The 17795-nt window shown below is 73.0% G+C and carries 18 protein-coding genes and 1 pseudogene; 8 read left to right on the forward strand and 11 right to left on the reverse strand.

What is annotated here, in order from left to right; all coding sequences use genetic code 11:
- Positions 1 to 3: 3 nt before the first annotated feature.
- Positions 4 to 417, reverse strand: a complete 414-nt coding sequence (locus ACIRYZ_RS22485; protein ID WP_402946686.1) for a DUF2809 domain-containing protein — start codon at positions 415 to 417, stop codon at positions 4 to 6.
- A 213-nt stretch (positions 418 to 630) separates the two neighbouring features.
- Between ACIRYZ_RS22485 and ACIRYZ_RS22490 the strand changes: the two genes are divergently transcribed.
- On the forward strand, positions 631 to 2034 hold the full coding sequence (locus tag ACIRYZ_RS22490; protein ID WP_402946688.1) for a DUF2252 domain-containing protein: 1404 nt from the start codon (positions 631 to 633) through the stop codon (positions 2032 to 2034).
- 1 nt (position 2035) lies between these two features.
- Here the strand turns inward: ACIRYZ_RS22490 and ACIRYZ_RS22495 are convergent.
- From ACIRYZ_RS22495 to ACIRYZ_RS22505, 3 genes and pseudogenes are all read right to left on the reverse strand, one after another.
- Positions 2036 to 2721: pseudogene (locus ACIRYZ_RS22495) on the reverse strand (alpha/beta fold hydrolase).
- A gap of 28 nt (positions 2722 to 2749) precedes the next feature.
- A complete protein-coding gene (locus ACIRYZ_RS22500; protein WP_402946690.1) occupies positions 2750 to 4276 on the reverse strand; it encodes an MFS transporter in 1527 nt (508 codons plus the stop codon).
- Positions 4273 to 4836: a helix-turn-helix domain-containing protein gene (locus tag ACIRYZ_RS22505; protein ID WP_402946692.1), complete on the reverse strand. Its 564-nt coding sequence runs from the start codon at positions 4834 to 4836 to the stop codon at positions 4273 to 4275. The genes ACIRYZ_RS22500 and ACIRYZ_RS22505 overlap by 4 nt, the downstream gene beginning before the upstream one ends.
- 170 nt (positions 4837 to 5006) lie before the next feature.
- On the opposite strand from ACIRYZ_RS22505, the gene ACIRYZ_RS22510 reads away from it, so the two are divergent.
- On the forward strand, positions 5007 to 6311 hold the full coding sequence (locus ACIRYZ_RS22510; protein ID WP_402946693.1) for a DUF5685 family protein: 1305 nt from the start codon (positions 5007 to 5009) through the stop codon (positions 6309 to 6311).
- Between the two features lie 8 nt (positions 6312 to 6319).
- Here the strand turns inward: ACIRYZ_RS22510 and ACIRYZ_RS22515 are convergent, their stop codons facing one another.
- Entirely contained in the window at positions 6320 to 6472 is a 153-nt protein-coding gene (locus ACIRYZ_RS22515) for a hypothetical protein (RefSeq protein ID WP_402946695.1), read from the reverse strand.
- Positions 6465 to 6608, reverse strand: a complete 144-nt coding sequence (locus tag ACIRYZ_RS22520; RefSeq protein ID WP_393036491.1) for a hypothetical protein — start codon at positions 6606 to 6608, stop codon at positions 6465 to 6467. Before ACIRYZ_RS22520 ends, ACIRYZ_RS22515 begins: the two co-directional genes overlap by 8 nt.
- Before the next feature lie 300 nt (positions 6609 to 6908).
- Here ACIRYZ_RS22520 and ACIRYZ_RS22525 point away from each other — a divergent pair, with 300 nt between their 5' ends.
- A complete protein-coding gene (locus ACIRYZ_RS22525) occupies positions 6909 to 8135 on the forward strand; it encodes an alginate lyase family protein (protein WP_402946697.1) in 1227 nt (408 codons plus the stop codon).
- A 98-nt stretch (positions 8136 to 8233) separates the two neighbouring features.
- On the forward strand, positions 8234 to 9109 hold the full coding sequence (locus tag ACIRYZ_RS22530) for a chitosanase (RefSeq protein ID WP_402946699.1): 876 nt from the start codon (positions 8234 to 8236) through the stop codon (positions 9107 to 9109).
- A 197-nt stretch (positions 9110 to 9306) separates the two neighbouring features.
- Here the strand turns inward: ACIRYZ_RS22530 and ACIRYZ_RS22535 are convergent, their stop codons facing one another.
- Positions 9307 to 9891 (reverse strand): TetR/AcrR family transcriptional regulator, encoded by a 585-nt coding sequence (locus ACIRYZ_RS22535; protein ID WP_402946701.1) that lies wholly within the window; start codon positions 9889 to 9891, stop codon positions 9307 to 9309.
- 104 nt (positions 9892 to 9995) lie between these two features.
- Here ACIRYZ_RS22535 and ACIRYZ_RS22540 point away from each other — a divergent pair, with 104 nt between their 5' ends.
- Together ACIRYZ_RS22540 and ACIRYZ_RS22545 are read left to right on the forward strand one after the other, a co-directional pair.
- Positions 9996 to 10466 (forward strand): DUF1348 family protein, encoded by a 471-nt coding sequence (locus ACIRYZ_RS22540; protein ID WP_402946703.1) that lies wholly within the window; start codon positions 9996 to 9998, stop codon positions 10464 to 10466.
- Between the two features lie 145 nt (positions 10467 to 10611).
- A complete protein-coding gene (locus ACIRYZ_RS22545; RefSeq protein ID WP_402946705.1) occupies positions 10612 to 11655 on the forward strand; it encodes a TolB family protein in 1044 nt (347 codons plus the stop codon).
- On the opposite strand, the gene ACIRYZ_RS22550 is transcribed toward ACIRYZ_RS22545, so the two are convergent.
- Positions 11643 to 12242, reverse strand: coding sequence for a hypothetical protein (locus tag ACIRYZ_RS22550; RefSeq protein WP_402946707.1), 600 nt, complete (start codon positions 12240 to 12242; stop codon positions 11643 to 11645). The two genes, ACIRYZ_RS22545 and ACIRYZ_RS22550, sit on opposite strands and share 13 nt — an antisense overlap.
- An 81-nt stretch (positions 12243 to 12323) precedes the next feature.
- Complete coding sequence (locus ACIRYZ_RS22555; RefSeq protein WP_402946709.1) at positions 12324 to 12848, reverse strand: MarR family winged helix-turn-helix transcriptional regulator; 525 nt, start codon at positions 12846 to 12848, stop codon at positions 12324 to 12326.
- Positions 12849 to 12929: 81 nt separating this feature from the next.
- Here ACIRYZ_RS22555 and ACIRYZ_RS22560 point away from each other — a divergent pair, with 81 nt between their 5' ends.
- Complete coding sequence (locus ACIRYZ_RS22560) at positions 12930 to 14177, forward strand: MFS transporter (protein ID WP_402946711.1); 1248 nt, start codon at positions 12930 to 12932, stop codon at positions 14175 to 14177.
- 10 nt (positions 14178 to 14187) lie between these two features.
- Here the strand turns inward: ACIRYZ_RS22560 and ACIRYZ_RS22565 are convergent, their stop codons facing one another.
- Both ACIRYZ_RS22565 and ACIRYZ_RS22570 read right to left on the reverse strand, forming a co-directional pair.
- Complete coding sequence (locus ACIRYZ_RS22565; RefSeq protein WP_402946713.1) at positions 14188 to 15144, reverse strand: alkaline phosphatase family protein; 957 nt, start codon at positions 15142 to 15144, stop codon at positions 14188 to 14190.
- Between the two features lie 82 nt (positions 15145 to 15226).
- On the reverse strand, positions 15227 to 16210 hold the full coding sequence (locus ACIRYZ_RS22570) for a phosphatidylserine/phosphatidylglycerophosphate/cardiolipin synthase family protein (RefSeq protein ID WP_402946715.1): 984 nt from the start codon (positions 16208 to 16210) through the stop codon (positions 15227 to 15229).
- A 295-nt stretch (positions 16211 to 16505) separates the two neighbouring features.
- Between ACIRYZ_RS22570 and ACIRYZ_RS22575 the strand changes: the two genes are divergently transcribed.
- Positions 16506 to 17768 carry a serine hydrolase domain-containing protein gene (locus tag ACIRYZ_RS22575; RefSeq protein ID WP_402946717.1) on the forward strand — a complete coding sequence of 421 codons (1263 nt, stop codon included), beginning with the start codon at positions 16506 to 16508 and terminating at the stop codon, positions 17766 to 17768.
- Positions 17769 to 17795: the final 27 nt, after the last annotated feature.

Here is a 17795-nt window from a genome sequence, read left to right on the forward strand (position 1 = left end):
TCGTCAACTCCGCACACCGGGTGCCGTGGCGCGACCGGCCCGCAGCACCCGGTGCAGCAGGGCGGCGCCGGCCGCGCCGACCAGGTACCAGGCGAGGTCCGGCGGATTGAACGTCGACCCTAGCACCAGGTGGACCAGCGCGCTGCGCCGGCCCCAGGCGTCCGGCAGCCCGGTGGCCTGGAACAGCTCCACCGCCCAGCTCACCGCTGCCGCCAGCACCGCCGCCCGCACCGGGCGTACGCTCGGCGCGACCAGCACCACCAGGACGTACACCAGCACCGTGTAGAGCGCGTCACCGGCGTACTTGGCGATGTCGCCGTCCAGCTCGGCGCGCGCGCCCAGGCCCGCGGCCACTGTCAGCGCGGCGGCCGCCGCGGCCGGAACGCGTCGGGCCAATCCCCTCCGAAGATCATCCACCCGCCCTACGCTACGCCCCGGGTCCCTCCGGGCCGCGCGCCCCCGCTCCGGAAGCACCGTTCCGGAAGCGCAGTTCAGCAAGCACCGTTCAGGAAGCGCCCATCAGGAAGCATCGTTCAGGAACCACCGCGCCGCGCCGGACGTCACTCCCCCGATGGGCTGATCCGTGCAGGTCACGGGCACGAGTCGAACGGAACGTACGGGCGGGGAGCAGTGACAGACGGCGAAGACACCAAGGCGCGACGGCAGTTCGCGGTGGACGGGTTCGCGGCCGGGCCGGACGGCCGGGCCCAGCGGGCACGGGAGCGCGGGAAGGCACTGCGGCAGCGGGTCCCCCGGGAGCGGCATGCGGAGTTCGCGGCCGCCACCGACCGGCCGACCGCCGTGGCCGCGCTGGAGGCGTCCAACGCGGGCCGGATCCCGGGGCTGGTGCCAATCAGAGTGGGCCGGATGGCCGCCACGCCGTTCGCGTTCCTGCGCGGGTCGGCCGGGCTGATGGCCGCCGACCTCGCGGGCACCCCGGCGACCGGGGTGGACGCGCAGCTGTGCGGGGACGCCCACGCGGCGAACTTCGGGCTGTACGGCGACGCGCGCGGCCAACTCGTGATGGACATCAACGACTTCGACGAGACCGTGCCCGGTCCTTGGGAGTGGGACCTCAAGCGCCTCGCGACCAGCCTGGTGCTGGCCGGCCGGGAGACCGGGGCGAGCGAGACCACCGCCCGGGCAGCCGCCCAGCACGCGGCGGGCTCCTACCGCCGGACCATGCGCACGCTCGCCAAGCTGCCCGCGCTGGACGCCTGGAACGCCGTGGCGGACGAGCAGTTGGTGTCCTTCGCCGAGGCGCACGACCTCGCCGACGTGCTGCAGAAGGTCGGCGCGAAGGCGCTCGGCAACACCAGCGCCCGGTTCGCCGCCCGCAGCACCACCCGTACGGCGGACGGCGGTTGGCGGTTCACCGCCGCGCCCCCGGTGCTCACCGAGGTGACCGGCGCGACCGCCCGCGCGGTGGCCGAGGCGCTCGGCCCGTACGTGGCGACGGTGGCCCCCGAGGTGCGGACCCTGCTGTCCCGCCACCGGGTGCAGGACGTGGCGTTCCGGGTGGTGGGCACCGGCAGCGTCGGTACCCGCTCGTACGTGGTCCTGCTCACCGACCACCGGGACCAGCCGCTGGTGCTGCAGGTGAAGGAGGCCAGGCCGTCCGCGCTGTTGCCGTACCTGCGCCGCGAACAGCCGCAGGAGCACGAGGGCAAGCGGGTCGTGCTCGGCCAGAAGCACATGCAGGTGGTCAGCGACACCCTGCTCGGCTGGACGACCGTCGACGGACTTCCGTACCAGGTCCGGCAGTTCCGCAACCGCAAGGGCAGCGTCGACCCGGCCGCGCTGCTGCCGGCCCAGCTGGACGACTACGCGCGCATCACCGGCGCGCTGCTCGCCCGGGCGCACGCCCACACCGCCGACCCGGGCCTGCTGGCCGGGTACTGCGGCAAGAGCGAGGCGCTGGACGAGGCGGTCGCCGCCTTCGCCGTCGCGTACGCGGATCGCACCGAGGCGGACCACGCCGAGCTGGTCACGGCGGTACGCAGCGGACGGCTGCCCGCCGAGCAGGGCGTCTGACTCAGGTGGCGAGGAACGGCGCGACGGCGGCGACGAACTCGCCCGGCCGGGCACTGTGCACCAGGTGCCCGGCCTCGATCGTGACCAGCCGGCAGTCCGGGATCAGCCGGGCGAGTTCGGCGATCCGCTCCTGCGGGACGTGGCTGTCCCCCGCGCCCGCGACCGCCAGGGTGCGGGCGGTGATCCGGGTCAGCCCCTCCCGCCAGGCCGGATCGGGGGTGTCGAACTGTGCCTTGACGGCCCGGACCATCGCCCAGTCGAAGTGCGCCGGCTCCTCCGTTCCTCCGGCCGGCCCGCTGGCCGGGCGCGGGTGGAGCGCGGGGATCTCCTCCAGGACCAGCCGGTCGATCCGCTCGGGCACCGCCTGGGCGACCAGGCAGGCGACCGCGCCGCCCATCGAGTGGCCGACCAGGTCGATCCGGCCCAGGCCGAGTGCGTCGAGGAAGGCCAGGACGTCGTCGCGCATCGCCTCCAGGCTGTACCCGGCGGTGCGGCCGCTGCACCGTGGCCGCGCAGGTCGAGCGCGTAGACGTGGTGGCCGGGGGCGAGGTCGGGCAGGACGACGTCCCAGTCCGCCGCGCGCTCGCCGAGGGCGTGCAGCAGCACCAGCGGCGGGCCGTCGGGCCGGCCGCTCTCGCGGTAGGCGAGCACGACCTCGGGGAGTTCAACCGTCCGTACCTTCGTCATGCCCTTCACCGTACGTGCCGACGGAGCCTCACCGGACGGCTGTTCGCCCTCGGCTCATCGCGACCGGTTCGTGCTCGCGCTGCTCCCGCCCGCCCGCCCGGCCGGCGAACACCGAGGCCAGCACGGCGAGTCCGGCCACCGCGGCGCAGACCACGCTGGCGGCCAGGTAGGCGGAGCGGTGGCCGCCGCCCCCGGCGGTCGCCCGCAGGTAGACGCCGGACAGCGCCGAGACCGCGACGGCGGCGGCGATCCGCTGGGTCATCTGCAGGATCGCCCCGCTCACCCCGGCCGCCTCGGCGGGCGCGTGGCGCAGCACGAACGCCTGGTTGGTGGAGCCCATCAGGCCGACCGAGGCGCCGCTGAGGAGCTGCAGCATCGCCAGCAGCCAGGGCAGTACGGCGGCCGGGGCCCAGTGGGCGACCAGTCCGCTGCCCAGCATGGCCAGGGCGGAGCCGATCATGCCGATGGTGATGGTGCGTCGGCCGAAGCGTTGCACCACCCGCCAGGCGAGCGCGGAGGCGGTGGCCATGGCCAGCGCGGAGGGCAGCGCCACCAGGGCGGCGCCCAGCGGGGACAGGCCAAGGCCGTCCTGGAGGAACATGGTGAGGACCAGCGAGGCGGCCAGCGAGGAGCCGAACTGGGCCATCGCGGTGGCCGTGCCGAGCGCGTACGGCGCGGAGCGGGTGAGCGCCGGGTGGATCAGCGGGTGCCCGCCCCGTCCGGCGTAGCGGCGCTGCCACCGGGCGAGCGTGCCGAGCAGCAGCAGGGCGGCGGCCGTGAAGCCGAGCCAGCCGGTCCAGCCGGGTGGCTGGACGAAGGGCAGCATCAGGGCGAGGGTGAGCGCGCCGACCAGCAGCAGGCCGACCAGGTCGAGGTCGGCGTGCCGGGCGGCCGGGCGGGGCCTGGGCAGGTGGCGCGCGGCCAGGGCGACGGTGGCCACGCCGAACGGGACGTTCAGCAGGAAGGTCAGCCGCCAGCCGAGTTCGGGGCCGGCCGCGGCCAGGACCATGCCGCCGATCGGCGGGCCGAGGGCGAAGGCGAGGCTGCCGGTGACGGCGTACATGCCGAGGGCCCGGGCGCGCAGCTGGCCGTCGAAGACGTCCTGGAGGGTGCCGATCATCTGGGAGTTGACCAGCCCGGCGCCCGCCCCCTGGAGCAGCCGGGCGGCGATCAGCACCCCGGGGTCGGTGGCGGTCGCGGAGACCAGGCTGACCAGGGTGAACAGGGCGAGTCCGGTGACGAAGAACCACTTGCGGCCCTTGACGTCGCCGAGCCGGCCGCCGGGGATCAGCGCGAGGCCGAAGGCGAGCGAGTACCCGGCGACGATCCACTGCAGATGGGCGGGCTGGGCGTGCAGGGCCTCGCGCAGGGCGGGGATGGAGGTGTTCAGGACGGACTGGTCGAGCAGCGTGGTGAACCCGCCCGCGACGCAGACCAGCAGGACGCGGCGCCCGGCGGCGTCGAAGCGCTCCCTGGGCGGCTTGGCTGCCGGGCCCTCGCCTATCGGGCCGTCGGCTGTCGGGCCCTCGCCCGTCGGCCCGGTGCCGGCGCTCACGGTTCGACCACCACGAGCGCGTAGCGGGCCTCGCCCGGGCCGAGGCTGCGGAAGCGGCTGGTGCCGGAGCCGTAGCGCAGGCAGTCGCCGGGGCCGAGCGGCTGCGCCTCGCCGTCCAGGGTCAGTTCCAACTGCCCCTCGAACACCCAGAGATGGTGCTCCAGCCCGGGCAGACAGGGGCGGTCGTAGGCGATGTCGGCGCCGACCGGCAGCCGGCCCTCGATGATCTCCCCGCGCAGCGAGCCGTGCGGCGGCGAGACCGAGCGGCGGACGAAGCCCGTCGCCTCGTCGCGCCAGACCTGCTGCTCCCCGGCGCGCACCAGCCGGGCCGGTTCGGACTCCACTTCGGCGAGCAGCCGGGACATCGTCCGCCCGTACACGGCGCAGAGCCGCCCGAGCAGCGCGGCGGTCGGGCTGACCTCGGCCCGCTCCACCCGGGACAGCGTGGACCGGCTGACGTCCGCCTGCCGCGCCAACTCCTCCAGCGTCCAACCGCGTTCGACCCGCAGCTCGGCGAGCCGTTGTGCCAGCCGCTCGTCGGCGGCCGTATCGATTCCCATATTCGCGATGCTATCCCGGATATGAGATCACCTTCTCCGGTTTTCGAGGGCCTGGTGAAGGTCTGACGGCAGCTCGCCTCCTCCCCTCGGCCCTGGCGAGCCGATGATCATATGATGTCCGCCGACAAAGTGGCCGGTCAGCGGCCCATCGGGCAAGGGGGACCACGATCGTGTTCGGCATCATCAGACCGTGCAGGCACCGGCTGTCCGAACGGCTCCAGACCTCCTGGATGGCGCACCTGTGCGGGCTCTGCCTCGCCCTGCGTGACGACCACGGACAACTCGCCCGCACCGCCACCAACTACGACGGGCTGATCATCTCCGTCCTGGTCGAGGCCCAGGCCGCCAGGGAGGACTCCTCCTGGCGGCGCACCGCCGGGCCCTGCCCGCTGCGCGGCATGCGGACCGCCTCCGTCGCCAAGGGCGAGGGTGCCCGACTGGCGGCCGCCGTCTCGCTCGCGCTCGCCTCGGTGAAGATCCGCGACCACGTCGAGGACCGGGACGGCGTGTTCGCCCGCCGCCCGGTGGCCGCCGGGGCCCGGGCGGTGACCCGGCGCTGGGACCGGCAGAGCGCGGGCAGCGCCTCGACGGTCGGCTTCGACACCGCCGTGCTGCTCGACGCCGCCTCCCGGCAGGGCGAGTTGGAGCGCTCGCTACGGCCGGGCGGCTCGGTGCTGCTGGTCACCGAGCCCACCGAGACCGCCACCTCGGCCGCCTTCGCGCACACCGCCGTGATCGCCGGGCGCCCCGGCAACGCCGCCCCGCTCGCCGAGGCGGGACGACTGTTCGGCCGGCTCGCCCACCTCCTCGACGCCGCCGAGGACCAGGCCGCCGACGCCGCCTCGGGCGCCTGGAACCCCCTGACCGCCACCGACACCGACCGCACCGAGGCCGAGCGGCTCTGCCGCGACGCCGTCCACGGCATCCGGCTCGCGCTGCGCGAGGTCGAGCTGGGTGACCGGGCGCTGGTGCACGTCCTGCTCGGGCACGAGACCGAGCGCGCGGTCGACCGGGTCTTCGGCCCGGCCGCGCACGGGGCGGGCTGCCGGCGCGGCGCCCACGGCGAGCACGGCGCCACCGGCGAGCACCCGCAGGACGCGCCGTCGCGTCAGGTGCCGCCCGGGTACCCGGGCGGGCCGCACCCCGGCCAGGACCCGAACCAGGCACCGATCCCCCCATGGGTGCCGCAGGGCCCCGGCTTCACCCCGCCCGGCGGCAAGCCGCCGCACCCGCGCAACCTGCTCGCCGGGTGCGCGGTCTGGGCGCTGATGGCCTGCACCTGCCAGCTGCTCTGCTGCGAGCACAACGACCCGTTCAGCCGCGAGCGCCGCAAGGGCTTCTGCGAGCGGCACGACTGCTGCGACTCGTGCGACTGCGACTGCTGCGACTGCTGCAATTGCGGGTGCGACTGCTGCAATGACTGCGGGTGCGACAACTGCGGTTGTGACGGCTGCGACTGCGGTTGCGACTGCTGACAAATCCGTCAATTCTTTTCCGGCACAGCCTCCAATCGATCGGACGGGACCGGCCCGGGGTGCCCCCGCAGCACCCCGGGCCGGTCCGCGTCCTCGCGCTGCTCGACCATTCGCCAGAGCGGCAGCACCACCACCGGCCGCAGCTCGACGGCCTCAGGCATCACGCCCCGCCGTCTCCCGGTCCGCCGCCAGCGAGCTCTCCAGCCCGGCCAGCAACTGCCGGAACCGCTCGGCGTCCTGCTCCGTCATCCGCCCCTCGGGCGCCGCCCCCGGCCACTCGGCCGTCCTGTCGTCCATGCGTCCGACGCTAGGCGGAGGCGATCAACGGGCGATAAACGAGGGACTGGTGGGACGGCTGTGGCCCGCCACGCATCGACTGCGCGCGCCCGGCCCGCTTCGCTCCGGAACGATCGCGGCCCGTCGCGAAACTCGGCAACCGTACGCCGCTCCAGAGGAGTTGGGAGCTCGGGACGACTTGGCGTGTCCACGGAATGGTGGTTCAATGCCACCTGCGCAGCTTGTTAGGAAGGTTTCCTAACAAGCTCAAAGCGCGTGGCCACCGCACGGCCTCCTCCCCACCGAGAGGACGACTTCCCCATGCGTCGTAGCACCACCAGGACACTCATCTCCGGGGCCGCGCTCGCCGCCCTCCTCCTGCCCGTCGCCGCCACCCCCGCCGGAGCCCGCACCCCTGCCGGAGCCGCCACCGCCGCCGCCACCGCCGCAAAGCGGCAGGCCGCCGGCTTCCAGCACCCCGGTGTGCTGGTCGGCGCGGAGCAACTCGCCTTCGTCAAGGGCAAGCTGGACGCCGGAGCCGAACCCTGGACCTCCGCCTTCGCCGATCTGCGAGCGAGCAGGTACGCCTCGCTCGACTGGCAGCCCCGGCCGCGCGCCGACGTCGAGTGCGGCTCCAGCTCCCACCCCAACAACGGCTGCTCCGACGAGCGCGACGACGCGATGGCCGCGTACGCGCACGCGCTGCAGTGGGTGCTCACCAAGGACCAGCGGTACGCCGACAAGGCGATCCAGATCATGGACGCCTGGTCCGGTGTGATCCAGGAGCACACCAACAGCAACGCCCCGCTGCAGACCGGCTGGTCGGGCAACAACTGGGCGCGCGCCGCCGAGCTGATCCGCTACTCGGGCGCGGGCTGGTCGGCGGCCTCGGTCGACCGCTTCGCCACCATGCTGCGCACCGTCTACGTGCCGCTGCTGACCCCCGGCAGCCCGCGCAAGAACGGCAACTGGGAGCTGATCGAGACCGACGCCCTGATGGGCATCGCGGTCTTCCTGGACGACCGCGCACTGTTCGACCGGGCCGCCGAGCTGTGGCGCGGGCGCCTGCCCGCGTACGTCTACCTCTCCTCGGACGGCCAGCTACCGGTACCGCCGCCGAAGGCCGGGATCGAGGGCGAATCGGCGCTGGTCACGTACTGGAACGGCCAGTCGACCTTCGTGGACGGACTGTCGCAGGAGACCTGCCGGGACTTCGGCCACACCGGCTGGGGCCTGGAGGCCGCCGCCCAGGCCGCCGAGACGGCCCGGCTGCAGGGCCTCGACCTGTGGGGCGAGGGACGCGAACGACTGGTCAAGGCGCTGGAGTTCCACACCGCCTACGACAACGGCGCGAGCGCGCCGGACTGGCTGTGCGACGGCTCGGTGAACACCGGCCTCGGCCCGGCCGTGCAGCTCGCGTACAACGAGTACCACCTGCGCGAGGGCCTCCCGATGCCGCAGACCGAGCAGTACGTGGCCACGCACAGCCCGTTCGGGGCGAACTACTTCATCGGCTGGGAGACCCTGACCCACACCAGCGCGCCCTGACGGCCGGCCCCGTCACACCCCCGAACCCCCACGTCCCGCACCCCGCACCCCCACCACTGCCTCCGGCGGTCGCGCCGCCGGAGAAGGGAGCCATCCCCGTGCGCGTTTCCCGTACCCACCGCCTCGCCGCCACCGTCACCGTGGTCGCCGCCCTGGCCGCCGGCACCGCCTGCGCCGCGACCTCCGCGCAGGCCACGCCCGAGACCACGGCGAGCCGGCAGGCCACCGCCGCCCAGCGCGTGACCGCCGGCGGGCTCACCCCCGACCAGCGCCGCCGCGCCGACCAGCTGATCAGCGTCTTCGAGAACAGCACCACCGCGATCCAGTACGCCTACGCGGAGAACATCAACGACGGCCGTGGCGTCACCGCCGGCCGGGCCGGGTTCACCACCAACGACGGTGACGCCCTCAAGGTGGTCCGCGCCTACACCGCCGTCTCCCCCGACAACCCGCTGGCCCGCTTCATCCCCGAGCTGGAGCGCCTGGCCGCCGCCGGCAGCGGCGACACCGGCGGCCTGCCCGAGGGCGACTACATCGCCGCCTGGAAGCAGGCCGCCGAGGACCCGGCCTTCCGCCAGGTACAGGACGACCAGGTCGACCAGCGCTACTTCACCCCCGCCATGAGTCAGGCCGACCAGCTCGGCCTGACCACCGCCCTGGCCCGCGCCGAGCTCTACGACGCCTCCATCCAGCACGGCAACGGCAGCGAGTACGACGCCCTGCCCGCGCTCATCGACCGCACCGACGCCAAGGTCGGCACACCCTCGGCCGCCGGTGAACGGGCCTGGCTGGACGCCTTCTTCGACGTCCGGATCGACGACCTGAACAACCCGGCCAACTCCTCCACCGCCGACGAGTGGCGCAAGTCGGTCGACCGGGTGGAGTGCCTGCGCCGGATCGCCGCCACCGGCAACTACGACCTGGACGGCCCGTTCAGCATCACCGCCTTCGGCTCCGGGTACACCATCGGCTGACCCCCTCCCCTCGCCCCGGGGTCCGGGGATGTGGGACCCGGACCCCGGCTCCTGTCCGCCGAAACGTCAACGGCCGGACAGGGCAAGGCGACGCAAGGCAATGACGCAGGAATTGATCCTCCGCAGGGTGGACGTCACCGACGACCGCGCCACCCAGCAGCGCGCGCCCCGAGCCCGACGGCGCCCGACCGGCCCCCTCACGGTCGGGCGCCGCCCGGGGCACCGTCCAGAGCGCCGTCCAGGAGCAGCCGGGCGGCCTCCTTCGCGTCGGCGGCGGCGCCCGGGTCGCCGTGGATCGCCGCGGTGGTGATGGCCCCCTCGGCGAGCAGCGCGAGGTGGGCGGCGGTCGCGGGCGGGGCGCCGGCGGCCTCGACCAGGCCGGCCAGGTAGCCGGCGAACTCCTCCTTGTGATGGCGGGCCGCCGCCGCGACGGCGGGGGTGGTGGCGCCCAGCTCGCCGAAGGCGTTCACGAAGGCGCAGCCGCGGAAACCCGGCTCGGCGAACCACCGGCCGAGCCAGTCGAAGACCACGAGCACCTGGTCCCGGGGGGTGCCGCCGGCCCCGGCGACGTGGACGGCGAGGCTCGCCCGCCACCGCCCGTCCCGGCGCCGCAGATAGGCCTCGACCAGGTCGTTCTTGGACGGGAAGTGCTGGTAGACGCGGCGCAGCGTCATCCCGGAGGCGGCCCGGACGGCGTCCATGCCGACCGTCTGGACGCCCTGGCCGTAGAACAGCTCCTCGGCCGCGTCGAGGATGCGGGTCCGCGGGTCTTCGTGCTCCATCTGCCGTGCCCTTTGCGCGAGAACGATTGTTCTCCTAGGGTAGCCGGAGAAGCGAGAACGATCGTTCTCGCCGACGGAACGCCCGTTCTCAAGGAGCCGGACCGATGACCGAACAGCGCCCTCCCCTGCCCCCGTTCACCGAAGAGACCGCCCGCCGCAAGGTCCGGGCCGCCGAGGACGCCTGGAACACCCGTGACCCACAGCGGGTCTCGCTCGCGTACACACCGGACAGTCGCTGGCGCAACCGCGGCGAGTTCCTCACCGGCCGCGAGGCGATCACCGACTTCCTCACCCGCAAGTGGCGGCGCGAACTCGACTACCGCCTCGTCAAGGAACTGTGGGCGTACGACGGCGACCGCATCGCCGTCCGCTTCGCCTACGAGTGGCACGACGACAGCGGGCAGTGGTACCGCTCGTACGGCAACGAGAACTGGGAGTTCGACGGCGACGGCCTGATGGCCCGTCGGCTCGCCTCGATCAACGACCTGCCGATCACCGCCGCCGAGCGGCTCCTCCACTGGCCGCTCGGCCGCCGCCCCGACGACCACCCGGGGCTGACCGAGCTCGGTCTCTGAGCGGCCCGGGCCGCCGGGCCGCTCTGTCCCACGCCCTGTTTCACGCTCTGTTCCACGCCTGTGACACGGCGGGTATCGGGCGCGGACCTGGGACTGGGAACCTCCTTGTCGGAAGCGAACAGCACCACCCGAGGGGGACCTGGAAATGTCCGTGCGCAACAGATTCGGCAGCGCCGCCGCGATCGCCCTGATGACGACCGTCGGAGCCGTCCTGCTCTCCGCCTGCGGCCCCGACAACAGCGACCCCGGCTCCACCGCCGCCCCCAGCGCCCCCGGTACGGCGGCCCCGGGGACGGCGTCGCCGGGCGGCGGGTCGCACTCCGGCAGCCCCGCGCCGGGCGGCAAGGAGGTCAACGGCACCTCCGCGGCCAACCACCTCGTCATCAGCACGGGCACCAAGACCGTCGCGATGAACGGCACCACCGTCGACTTCGGCACGGTGGTCCGCGACCTCGCGTGGTCCCCCGACGGCAAGAAGGTCGTCTTCGTCAACGGCGACGGCGATCTGATGACCGCCAACCCGGACGGCAGCGGCAAGGCGCCCCTCGCCAAGGCTCCCAGCGGCGAGACCTGGTCCCACCCGACCTGGCAGCACGCCGACAAGGGGCCGAGCGACGGCGCGGTGCCCAACGAGACCGACCGCTTCAACAACATCGTCTTCGCGTCCAGCAAGGGCGGCACGCTGCGGCTGGAGTCGGTGCCCGCCAAGGGCGGCACCCCCCAGGTACTCACCCCGAGCAGCTCCGAGGGCGGCAGCGACAACGGCATCCCGCAGCCGCCGCAGACCGGCAACACCTGGCCCAGCGCGGGCGGCAAGCACGGCGAGATCGCGTACGCCAACACCCCGGCGAACGAGGTGTACATCTACGACGACTACATCCGGCCCTCGACCGGGGAGATGGCCAAGGGCTCGCAGCCGGCTCTGTCCCCCGACGGCGAGCACATCGTCTTCGTCCGCTCGGTGAACGGCCACGACCACCTGTTCACCCGCTCCACCGCCTACGACCAGAAGACCGAGAAGGACCTCACCCCCTCGGCCACCACGGACTACACCGAGCCCGCGTGGTCCCCCGACGGCAAGACCCTCGCGGCCCGCACCCCGGACGGCGTGAGCACCCTGCCGGCCGACGGCTCGGCGGCGCCGACCCAGATCTCCACCATCAAGGGCCTGCCCTCCTACCGGCCCTGAGCCCCGGTCGCCCGGGCCAGCTCGGCGCGCAGCTCGGCCAGGTGCTCGTCGGCCGACTCGTGCGGCAGGAACTCGACCACGTCGAGGAAGCGGAACAGCACCCGGGTCTCGGTGACCGCGTACTCGTAGTCACCGAACCCGACCACCGCGCCCGTCCCGCCGCGCGCCGCTCCGCGGACGGCGGCCGACGTCACCCCGTCCGCGGCGGGCTCGGCGGTCACCTTCCGGCGGGCGTTGGGCCGGGCCAGGTACGGGCAGACCATCGACGCGTACAGCATGCAGGAGCGGTGCCCCGGACCCTCCATGGTCGGCGCGAGGTTGCGGTACGGCCGCCCCGCCGCGATCGCCTCGGCGATCGCGGCGCTTTCGGCTGCGCCGACCACCCGCCAGACCGGTCCGCGCGCCATCAACCCACCGCACACCGAGCACCGGCGCTCCAGCGCGCAGTCGGCGCTGCGCCCGTAGTCCGTGAGCGCGAACTGCGGCTGCCCGTCCTGCCACGGCGTGATCGCCGGCACCGGATACCCCCGCCCGTCCTTGGGGCGCGCCCCCACCTCGTCCGGCATCGGCACTAGTTCGAATCGCACGCCCCTATCGATACCAGGCGGGTGCCTCGCCGGTCGACCCGTGGGCGTGACGGGGCATGCCCCGCGGGTCTTCGCCGGGCCCTACTCCTCTGCCGTCTCCTGCACGAGCATCACCTTCCGCAGCAGGTCCGACAGCGTCCGCCGCTCGTCCTCGGTCAGCACGCCCAGCAGCCGGTGCTCCTCCCGGCCGACCACGTCCAGGGCCTCCTGCCAGGCGGCGCGGCCGGCTTCCGTCAGCACGATGTCGACCTTCCGCCGGTCCTCCGTGGACGGGGTGCGCAGGACGAAGCCGCGGCGTTCCAGGGTTTCGAGGCGGCCGGTGACGGAGGCCGGGGCGAGGTTGAGGTCGGCGCGCAGGTCGGAGGGGGCGGCGTGGCCGCCGCGGCCGGCCAGCACGTGGAGGGTGTCGAACTCGTGCTTGTGCAGGCCGAAGTCGGAGACGCCCTGTTCACGGACGCGGCCGAGGTGACGGGTGAGCCGTGACATCCGGGTCACCGCGCCCTCGATGTCCGGGTCGAGGTCGGACAGCACCGGTAGCCAGCGGTCGAGGTGGCCGTCCGTCCAGTCGCGGGGCGCGGGCGGCTGCTGGGGAGGGTGCTCGGGCATGGGAGGAGTCTACAAAGGGCAGACCTGTCGCTACCGAAATATTCGTTGCCAAACTTTCGACACCGAAATACAGTTCCGCGCATGCCCCAACACCCCTTGCGCCTACCCGACTTCCGCCTGCTCTTCCTCGGCCGGACGGTCTCCACCCTCGGCGACGCCGTCGTACCCGCCGCCCTGGCCATCGCCATCACCCGCGCCACCGGCTCCTCCGGGGCGCTCGCCCTCGTCCTCGGCTGCGCGATGGTGCCCAGGCTGCTCCTGCTGCCCTTCGGCGGAGTGGTCGGCGACCGCTTCAACCCGCGCCTGGTCGCGCTCACCACCGACCTACTGCGGGCCGCCACCCAGCTGCTGGTCGGCCTCGAACTCCTCGGCGGCCACCCCGGCCTCGCCCACATCGCGGTCGCCGAGGCGATCGGCGGCGCCGCCTCCGCCTTCGCCATGCCGACCACCTCACCGCTGGTCACCGGCACCGTCCCGGGCGAGCACCGACTGCGCGCCAACGCCCTGCTCGGCTCGGCCACCAGCGCCGCCCGGCTCGGCGGCCCGGCGCTCGCCGGAGTGCTGGTGTACACCGCCGGGCCGGGCTGGGCCTTCGTCCTGGACGGCGTCTCCTTCCTGCTGAGCGCCGTCCTGCTTACCCGGATCGCCGTCGCCCACGTACCCGCCCGGTCGCGCTCGCTGCGCCGGGACCTCGCCGAGGGCTGGAGCGAGGTGCGCTCCCGGGACTGGTACTGGACCAGCCTGATCGCCCACGGGGTGTGGAACGGCACGAGCGCCGTCGCGCTCACCCTGGGCCCGCTGATCGCCGCCACCCGCCTGGGCGGGGACGGCGTCTGGGTGGCGATCACCCAGGCCGGGGCGGTCGGCCTGCTGCTGGGCTCGCTGCTCGCCGCGCGGGTCCGGCCCCGGCGCCCGGTGCTGGTCGGCAACCTCGCCCTCGCCCTGTACGGGCTGCCGCTGCTGGCGCTCGCCGTCCCGGCGCCCGCGCCCGTGACGGTGGCCGCGTACGGGGTGGCGACGGCCGGACTGGGCTTCCTCAACCCGGTCTGGGAGACGGTGGTCCAGCAGGACTTCCCGGCCCGGGTGCTGGCCCGGGTCACCTCCTACGACTGGCTGCTCTCGCTGGCCGCCGCGCCGCTCGGGTACGTGCTGGCGCCGCTGGCCGCCGACGCCTGGGGCAGCCGGGCGCCACTGCTGGCCGCGGCCGCGCTGGTGACCGCGGTGTGCGCCGGCACGGCGGCGGTGCCCGGGGTGCGTCGGCTCGGCGCCGACCGGGACGCGCCGGAACCGGCGGCCGTCGATCAGCCGCCGGTCCGGGTCAACTCCTAGGCCTGGAAAGTCAGTTCCAGATGCCGGTGATATCCGTGGCGTTCGCCGCGCTGCCCGCGTGGCCGCTCGCCCCGGAGAGGTCCTCCAGGGTGCGCAGCACGTTGTAGTGGTTGTAGGTGGTGGCCGAGCTGCTGCCCGGGGCGACGTGGGCGCCGTAGACCAGGGTCGGGATCCGGTTGCCGGACAGGCTGTTGTCCTCGTCGAAGGTGACGATCAGCAGGCTGTTGTGGCTCTGCGCCCAGGTGGCGTACGCGCCCAGGTTGTTCTGGATCCAGGTGTCACCCGTCTTGACCGAGCAGTCGTGCATGTCACTGCACAGGTTCGGCACCACGAAGGAGACGTTCGGCAGGGTGGTGTAGTCGGTCGGGAACTGCGCGAAGGTCATGGCGGTGTTCAGCGGGACGTTGCCGAAGCCGAACCAGGGGTTGTGCTTCTGCGCGTAGTTGCCGCTGCTGCAGACCGTGCTGCCCTGGCTGGGCAGGGACTCGTTGTAGCTGGCCCAGGTCTTCCCGGCGGCGGCCACCTCGGAGGCCAGGTTCGGGGCCTGGAAGCCGCCGACCGTCACGCAGCTGTCGTCGACCCTGCCCTGGGTGGAGCCGGAGAACAGGGCGTAGTAGTTCGGCTCGCTGGGGTGGGTGATGGCGAAGGACCGGGTGAGGTTGGCGCCGCCCGCCTTCAGGGTGTTGTTGATGTACGCCGCACTGCTGCTGCCGATGATCTGGCTGTAGGAGTGGTTCTCCATCACCACCACCACGATGTGGTCGGGCGTGGGCAGCGCGGCGGCCTGCGCGGTGGTGGCGGTCGCCGCCCAGAGTCCGGCGGAGGCGGCGACCAGGGCGGCGGCCGAGCCGAGCGCGGTCGCGGTACGGCGGGAACGGCGGCGGCGGGGGGTGGCGGTCTGGGGGGCTTCGTTCAGCGGGGCGTCGTTCAACAGGGCGTCGTTCGGGATCTTCGCGGACGAAGTCATGACGGATCCTCGGGTGGAGGGCGGCCCCGAAGGGCCGCCCGGCTCGGGGGAGGTGACGGACTGTCGTGCTCTTGCGAACGGCCTAGTACGGGGTGCCGTTGGCGAAGTCGGTGTTGAAGTTCGTCTCGACGGTGTTGAGCACCCCGGAGTCCGAGACGATCAGGCCCAGCTCGCGGTTGTTGTTCAGCGAGTTGTCGGAGAAGTTCTCCGAGCCGGCGAACACCTTGGCCGAGGGGGTGCCGTAGTCGGCGACGATGGCCTTGGCGTGGATGTACAGGCCGGTGGTCGAGGAGTAGGTGACCACCTGGGCGCCGGCCGTGGTCACCTGGTCGAAGTAGGAGCCGTACGAACTCGGGTTCATGCCGACGACCCGCACGGTCACGCCGCGGTTGGCGGCGGCGGTGATCGCGTCCACCAGGGCCTGGTCGCCGAACTCCAGCTCCTCGACGTCCAGCGAGGTCTGCGCGCCGTTGATCAGCGCCAGCAGGCGGTCCTGCGAGTCGGTGGGCGACCAGACCAGGCTGTCGCCGTCGGAGGGGGTGGTCGAGGTCTTGGCGTAGTCCGCGGCGAAGACCTGCTCGATCGCGTTGACGTCGTTGGCGTCGGTGTCGAAGACGCCGTAGTCGCGACTGCTGGAGTAGTAGGTGGCGTCCAGGTTCCCGGTCAGGATCAGGGACTTGGCGCCGTCCACGGTGACGGTCTTCTGGTGGGTGTAGACGAACGCCGAGGAGGAGTACGTCACGCCCACACCGGCGGCCTTCAGCGCGTTGTAGGCGGAGCCGTTGACCGAGGTGTGCTGGCCGTCCAGGATCACCCGGACCTTGACGCCGGCGCGCTGACGGGCGATCAGGTCGTTGACGGCCGTCGTGTCGCGCAGCTCGTACATGGTGACGTCGACGGTCTTGGTCGCCGAGTTGATCAGGTTGTAGACCACCGAGTGGTCCTGGTCGGGGAAGACGACCGCGGTGTACGTGCCGGCGGCGTGGGCGGTGCCGGTGGCGGATATCAGGCCGGCGCCGGCGAGCAGCAGGGCGCCGGCACGGCGCGCGAAGGTGGCCAGGGTCATGGGGGACTCCATGGTCAGTGAGGGAAGTGAGGGGATGCGAGGGGGCCGGTGCGTCGCACCGGAAGGCGAACGAAGCGCCCGAACAGCATGGCTGCGCGGCAGTCAACGCGGGTAGATGACGGCGGGTAAAACCTTGCCCCCAGGCCGGGAAACGAATGGTGCACATGCCAAACCGGGCCGACAACGGACGATGTGGACGGTCCGGTTCACATTGCCACCGGCCGCCCGGACCGGTGGTAGTGATCTTCGAGCAGCGCACCGGACACCGCGTCAGTTCACGAGAGAACCGAGGAACATGGCGAAGACCAGCCTGCTGCATCCCCTCGCGGTGGCCGCCGCCGCTGCCGTCCTGGCGGCGACCGGAACCGTACCGGCCCTGGCCGCCGACCGGGACGGCGCCGCGCTGCCCGTCCCGGACACCGCCGGGGTGCTCAGCGCACTTCAGGCCACCATGCGTGCGGGCGCCCCGGGCGCCTTCGCGGTCATCCGCGACCACGACGAGGACGAGAGGACGCGCTCCCTGTCCGTCGGCCAGGCCAACCTGGACGGGACCCCGATGAACTCCTCGTGGAGGTTCCGGGTCGGCAGCAACAGCAAGATGTTCGCGGCCGTTCTCGTGATGCAGCTGGCGGAGGAGGGCCGGATCGACCTCGACAAGCCGCTGCGCGACTACCTGCCGGCCGGCACCCTCCCGGGCAGCTGGACCATGACGAGCCGTCAGGTGATGGAGCACCGCGCGGGCGTCTACGACCACACCAACGACCTGCTGGAACAGCCGGGCGAGGAGACCACCAGCGCCTTCGAGGCCCGCATCCGCACCAATGTGTACCAGCCGGCCGACCTGGTCGCGATGTCCGTCAAGCACGGCCAGCAGTACACCCCGGGCAGCCGCTACTCATACTCCAGCACCGACTTCGTGCTGATGGGCCTCGCCATCGAGCACCTCACCGGCCGCCCGTACGCGGACGTGCTGCGCGAGCGGATCATCGAGCCGCTGGGCCTGGAGAAGACCTCCTTCGTCGTGCCCGACCAGCGGATCGAGGGCGCGCACGTCACCGGCTACCTCACCAACGACGACCGCACCAGGCCGCTGCTGGACTCCACCGAGCAGACCGCCTCCTGGCTGTGGAGCGCCGGTGGGGTCATCTCCTCCGCCGGGGACCTCGACCGCTTCCTCACCGCGCTGATGGCCGGCAGCAACGGCGGACTCAGCTCGGACGCCTCGCTGCAGCAGATGGAGGCCGCGCTGCCGACGCCTGCCGCGAAGATCAGCTACGGGCTGGGGCTGCGCCGCATCTCGCTCTCCTGCGGCGACGTGTACGGGCACGGCGGCATCGTCCAGGGCTACCAGACCCAGTCCTTCACCACCCCGGACGGGAAGCGCAGCGTGGTCGTGTTCGCCAACGCCTCCAACAACGGCACGGTGACCCAGGGTCTGATGAGCGCGCTGGAGCCGGCCTTCTGCGGGAAGAAGCCGGCCGCCGCGCCGCGCACGGCCTTCGCGCCGCAGGACGGCGACTACCAGGGCCTCCCGGTGGTCGAGGACACCCGGATCTGACACCGGGATCTGACGCCCGGATCCGAT

It is taken from the genome of Kitasatospora sp. NPDC101155 (assembly GCF_044768305.1).
In the GTDB taxonomy this organism is placed as follows: domain Bacteria; phylum Actinomycetota; class Actinomycetes; order Streptomycetales; family Streptomycetaceae; genus Kitasatospora.